The sequence below is a fragment of the Streptomyces sp. KLMMK genome (assembly GCF_036961605.1).
Classification (GTDB): domain Bacteria; phylum Actinomycetota; class Actinomycetes; order Streptomycetales; family Streptomycetaceae; genus Streptomyces; species Streptomyces telluris.
This window is the reverse complement of sequence record NZ_JBAMDC010000421.1, coordinates 1-5,449: the sequence shown is the minus strand read 5'-3', so window position 1 is coordinate 5,449 and position 5,449 is coordinate 1. Positions and strand designations below refer to the sequence as shown.

Genomic DNA, 5,449 nt, shown 5'->3' with positions numbered 1-5,449 from the left:
TGCGGGGCGGGCGCCGGGGCCGGTACGGCGGCCGTCCGGGGCTCGTCGACGGTGATGCCGAAGTCGGTCGCCAGGCCCTCCAGGCCGCTGCTGTAGCCCTGGCCGACCGCCCGGAACTTCCACTCGCCCTGGCGCCGGTAGAGCTCGCCCAGGACGAAGGCCGTCTCGACCGTGGCGTCGGTGCTGTCGAACCGCGCGAGCTCCGTACCGGCGGAGGCATCCATGACGCGGATGTACAGGCCGGGCACCTGCCCGAAGGCCCCGCCGTCGGCCGAGGCGGCGAGCACCACGGTCTCGACGGCGGGCTCGACCGCGGCGAGGTCCACGGTCAGGCTGTCGGTCGTCACACCGGCCCCCGCCGGCTGCTTGCCCTCGTGACGGACCGCGCCCGAGGGGTGCACCGCCTGGTTGTAGAAGACGAGGTCCGCGTCCGAGCGGACCCTGCCGCCCACGAGCAGCAGGGCGGAGGCGTCGACGTCCGGCGCCCCGGGAGCCGCGTGCCACCCCAGCTCGACCCGCACCGCCGGCGCCGGAATCCGGACGTTGGCACCTTTCATCATCCCCATGCTGCACCCCTGTAAATGGACGGCCTCTTGTTTGCAGGGACAACGTACCGTGACGGCCGTTTGCCCCTGCTTGCCGTGGATCAGGAGGGTTGGGGGGCCGGTGCGTGGGTGGCCGGCGGGGGTTTCGGCCCCGTGGCCGGTGGCTGATGCGTGGGTGCTTCGGGCTTGGCTGCGGTCGGGGGAACGGGCTTGGCGGCGGTCGGCACGGCGGGCCTGGCCGCCGTGGGCGTCACGGGCTTGGCGGCCGTGGGCGCTACGGGCCTGGCCGCGGTCGGGGTCACCGGCTTCACCGCGGTCGGGGTCACCGGCTTGGCGGCGGTCGGGGTCACCGGCTTGACCGCAGTCGGCGTCGCGGGACGCGCGGCCGTGGGCGTCACGGGGCGAGCCCCCGTGGGCGTCACCGGCTTCACCGCCGTCGGTGTCACCGGGCGGGCGGCCGTGGGCGTCACCGGCTTGGCCCCCGTCGGTGTCACGGGTTTGGGCGAGGCCGGTACGACCGGCCTGGTGGCCGTCGGCGTCACCGGTTTGGACGTCGTGGGCGGGACGACCGCCCTCGACGGCGTGGGCACCGGAGGCTTCGTCCGCGAAGGCGTCGGCCGCCCGGTTCCGGGCACCGCGCTGCCCGGCTTGCGCGACTGCGACGGACCACCCGTGCCCGTCCCGGCACTTGTCCCCGAGGGGGACTCGCTGCCCGGCCCTCCCGACCCCGGGGAACGGCCCGACGGGTCCTCGGACCCCGTACCGGACGAACCCGGGCCGGACGAGCCCGTGCCGGGCGAACCGCCCGACGGGGACCCCGGCTTGCCCTGACCGGACGAACCCGAGGCCCCGCCCGCGCCCGGCGTGGGGCGAGTCTTCGGCGGATCCCACCGGAACGGCTTGCTGTCCTTGCTGCCGTCACTGCCGACGCTGCGGTCGAAGGCCTTGTCGCCCTGGAAGGGGTCGACCAGCGGCAGTTGCTTCACCGGGCCCTGTTCCTTGGTGCGGGCCTTGATGACGGTGACCTCCGTGGTGGAGAACGACTTCCAGCGGGTGCCCGAGTACGACGCGTCCTTCGTGTCCACCCCGCGGTCCGGCTCCGCCAGCGGATTGCCGCAGTTGCACTTGACGGCGGGCGCGGTGTAGTCGTCCACGAGGACGAGCACGCCTTTCTGCAGCACCGACAGGTATTCGGCCGCCTCGCCGTCCCGGAAGTCGTGGTTCTTGACGAGCGTGTCGAACTCCAGGTACGTCTCGGTGAGTTTGTTGATGTACTCACCGATGCTGCCCTCGTCGATCTTCTTCACCGCGGCCCAGGCCCGGGCCTTGTCGGGGTCCTCGGTGATCTGCTTGATGAGCGAGGCCTTGTCGCAGCGCGTGGTGCCCTGGACCCCGCCGAACGCGCCCCGCGCGTCGCCCTGCCACTCGCCCCCGCCGGGGGAGGCGGAGACGACGTTCCGCAGGTCGGTGTCGGGGTGTTCGGTGAACGGGAAGGCACCGGCCTCCCCCACTGCCTCCAGGACCAGCTTGACCGCTTTCTTCTTCCCCGATGCGCCGCACCCGGCGAGACTCGCGCCACCTATCAGCACGGGCACGGTGAAGAGGGCGACGGCCTGGATCCGGCGGCGCCGTGACAGCGCACGCCGGGTACGGGGCCGGGCGGATTCCCGCCGCCTCTCCCGGAACGGATCGGACACCAGCTGCATGTGTATACCCCCCGAAAGCCGGTTGTTCCTTGTCGTTGTCGTTCGTTCTTTCTCGCCGGTTGTTCTTGCTCGTCAGTTGTTCTTTCTCATCAGCGTGTTGCGCACTTCGTGACCCAGCCCCCGTTGCACGTACCGGGCGGGTTCTTCGTGGGCTCGGTGGTGGGATAGGTCGTCGCAGGGTCCGTCGCGTGACCCGACGGGCTGGGGTGCGGCGAGGGCGTCCCCGGTTCACCGGACTCACCGGTATCGCCCGAGCCGTCGGGCGTCGGGGAATTGTCCGGGGGGTGCGCGGTCCCGGTGGTCCCACCGCCCGGCTGACGCCCGTTGTCCGGGTTCCCCGACCCGCCGGCGGCAAGGACCCCGGCCACGGTGCCGCCCACGATGAGGAGCAGTGCCAGCAGCGGGCCCAGGTAAACGGGCCAGCCTCGGCGCGGGGTGTCGGGGCCGGGGGCCGGGGCCGGGCCGGGGGCTGGGACGGGCGCCGGGTGCGGGGCCAGGTTCGGAACCGGGTTCGGGACTGGGTTCGGCGTCGGCGTGGGCGTGGGCGTGGGCGTTGGGAAAGGGGCAGGTGCCGGTCCTGGGGCGGGCGCCGGGTAGCCGTAGGCCGGGCTCCTGGCTGCGCCGGCGGGCGCGCCGGATGGGGTCCCGGCAGGTGCGCCGGATGGCGTCCCAGCAGGTGGGCCGAGCGGCCTTGCTCCGGGTGCGCCCGACGGCGTCCCCGCGCGGGCGCCCGACGGCGCCGGCCCCCCGTACGAGCCGGCGCCGGAGCCGTACCTGTAGCCCGAGCCGTAGGTGGTCCTGGGGTCGGCGGGCGGAGGAGGGGTGGGGGTGGCGCGCGCAGTGGGCACGTATCCGGCGGGCTCCGGGCCCGCCAGGTCGGGCTGCGTGAGCGTGCGGCCGGAGGCGACGGCGTCCAGCAGGCGCTGCGCCTCGGTCGATCCCATGCGGGTCTGCGGGTCCTTGCGGAGGAGCCCTTCGAGGAGCGGGGTGAGGGGCCCGGCGCGCCGCGGTGTGGGCAGTTCGTCCTGGACGACGGCCTGCAGGGTGCCGAGCGCCGACGTACGGCGGAAGGGCGAGACGCCCTCGACCGCCGCGTACAGCGTGGCGCCCAGCGACCACAGGTCCGACGGGGTGCCGGGCCGCTGGCCCAGGGCGCGCTCTGGCGCCAGGTAGTCGGGCGAGCCGACGAGGTCGCCGGTGCGGGTGAGGGTGCCGGAGCCCTCCACGAGGGCGATGCCGAAGTCGGTCAGCACGACGCGGCCGCTGGGCTCGAGCAGGACGTTGGCCGGTTTGACGTCGCGGTGCAGGACGCCGGAGGAGTGCGCGCTGCGCAGGGCCTGCAGCACCATCGAGCCGACCTTGGCGGCTTCCTTGGGGGTGAGCACGCCCTCGTGCTGCAGGATCTCGGCGAGCGACCGGCCGCGGACGAACTCCATGACGATCCAGGGGCGGCCTTCCTGCTCGATCACGTCGTGGACGGTGATCACGTTGGGGTGGCTGACCCGGGCGGCGGCGCGGGCCTCCTGCTTCAGGCGTGCGTAGAGGACGCGGACGTCGTGCTCGCGCAGGTGCTCCGGGGCGCGGACCTCTTTGGCGGCGACCTCCCGGTCGAGGAGCTCGTCGACGGCGCGCCAGACCACGCCCATGCCGCCGCTGCCCAGTTGGTCGATGAGCCGGTACCGCCCGGCCAGTAGGCGATGTCGCTGCTGCTCGCCGTCCACGTCGTGCGCCCCCCTCCCCGTACGCACGGCACCCCCAGCCGTGCGCGTTTCGGGCCACACTGGCTGGGACGGGTCAGCCCCGTCCGGCGTTCCCGGTTCCGCTGCCGCCGGGAACGGGGTGCACGGCGCATAGGCGCGGGCTCAGGCGCGCATATCCGGAGTGCGGCTCACCGTGCGCCCCAGGCGGGCGGCGGTACGGGCGAAGGCGACGGCGTCGTGGACGGCCGCTCCCCCGGGGTCGTTGTTGAAGTAGGCGTAGACGTGGGCCCGGTCGGGCCAGGTGTCGGCGATGCGCCCGGCCCAGCTCGCGAGCGCCGCCCGGCCGTAACGCGGCCAGGGCCGGGCCCGCCCGCTGTGGAAGCGCACGTATCCCCAGGTGGCCGTCCGCCACAGCGGGGTGACGGGCCGGGAGCCGTGGTCGGCCCAGCACAGCGCGGCGCCGTGGCCGCGCAGCACGGCGCGGACCTCGTCGGTCCACCAGGAGTCGTGGCGGGGCTCGACGGCCACGCGGACGCCGTCAGGGAAGCAGCCCAGCGCGGTGTCCAGGAGGCCGGGGTCGGCGCGCAGGGTGGGCGGCAGCTGGAGCAGGACCGGGCCCAGCCGGTCGCCGAGCGCGGCGGCGTGCCGCATCAGCCGCCCGACCGGCTCCTGGGGGTCGCGGAGGCGTTTGATGTGGGTCAGGTAGCGGCTGGCCTTGACCGCCATGACGAAGCCCGCGGGGGTGCGGTCGTGCCAGTCGCCGAAGGTTCCGGGCGGCGGCAGCCGGTAGAAGGCGTTGTTGTTCTCGACGGTGGCGAATCCCTTGGCGTACTCCTCCAGCCATAGCCGCTGAGGGCAGCCGTCCGGGTAGAGGACGCCGCGCCAGTCCTTGTACTGCCAGCCCGAGGTGCCGACGTGGAGGGGCATGGGGTGATCCCTCCCCCGGGTGCCCGGGGGCGTCACGGGCGGGCCGCGGAGAACGCCGGATCGGCGGTGTGGGGGCCGGCACGGGGCCGGTGGGCCGGTGGGCCGGTGGGCCAGGACGCCGGTGGGCCGGTAGGGCCGGTAGGCCGGTGGCTGCGGTTGACTGGGGGCATGGACGAGGCTGACGAGGCTGCCTGCATCTTCTGTGCGATCGCCGGGGGCGGCTCGGCCGCCCACCGGGTCTTCGAGGACGGGACGGCGGTCGCCTTCCTGGACGCGAGGCCGCTCTTCCCCGGCCATGTGCTGGTGGTGCCCCGGCGCCACGCCGAGACGCTGACCGACCTCTCCGCGGACGAGGTGGGGCCGTTCTTCGCCCGGGTGCAGCGGATCGCGGGGGCCGTGGAGCGCGGGACGGGTGCCGCCGGGTCGTTCGTGGCCGCGAACAACCGGGTGAGCCAGTCGGTGCCCCACTTCCACGTGCACGTCGTGCCGCGCAACCGCAAGGACGGGCTGCGCGGCTTCTTCTGGCCCCGGGGGCGCTACGCATCGGACGAGGAGGCGGCGGAGGTGGCGG

Annotated in this window: 5 protein-coding genes; 1 reads left to right on the top strand and 4 read right to left on the bottom strand. The window is 74.3% G+C overall.

The window, feature by feature from the left end:
- From V7793_RS32715 to V7793_RS32700, 4 genes are all read right to left on the bottom strand, one after another.
- The coding region (locus V7793_RS32715; protein ID WP_336013335.1) for a TerD family protein at nucleotides 1–566 on the bottom strand (566 nt) is incomplete at its 3' end.
- An 80-nt stretch (nucleotides 567–646) separates the two neighbouring features.
- Complete coding sequence (locus V7793_RS32710; RefSeq protein WP_336013333.1) at nucleotides 647–2,251, bottom strand: DUF6777 domain-containing protein; 1,605 nt, start codon at nucleotides 2,249–2,251, stop codon at nucleotides 647–649.
- 89 nt (nucleotides 2,252–2,340) lie between these two features.
- A complete protein-coding gene (locus V7793_RS32705; protein WP_336013332.1) occupies nucleotides 2,341–3,999 on the bottom strand; it encodes a serine/threonine-protein kinase in 1,659 nt (552 codons plus the stop codon).
- Between the two features lie 114 nt (nucleotides 4,000–4,113).
- Nucleotides 4,114–4,878: a DUF72 domain-containing protein gene (locus V7793_RS32700; protein WP_336013331.1), complete on the bottom strand. Its 765-nt coding sequence runs from the start codon at nucleotides 4,876–4,878 to the stop codon at nucleotides 4,114–4,116.
- A gap of 168 nt (nucleotides 4,879–5,046) precedes the next feature.
- Here V7793_RS32700 and V7793_RS32695 point away from each other — a divergent pair.
- The coding region (locus V7793_RS32695) for an HIT family protein (protein WP_336013330.1) at nucleotides 5,047–5,449 on the top strand (403 nt) is incomplete at its 3' end.

What these genes read in the sequence shown, in the direction of transcription:
- V7793_RS32710 (WP_336013333.1), bottom strand. Translation starts at nt 2,251, where the DNA reads ATGCAGCTGGTGTCCGATCCGTTCCGGGAGAGGCGGCGGGAATCCGCC.
- V7793_RS32700 (WP_336013331.1), bottom strand. Translation starts at nt 4,878, where the DNA reads ATGCCCCTCCACGTCGGCACCTCGGGCTGGCAGTACAAGGACTGGCGC.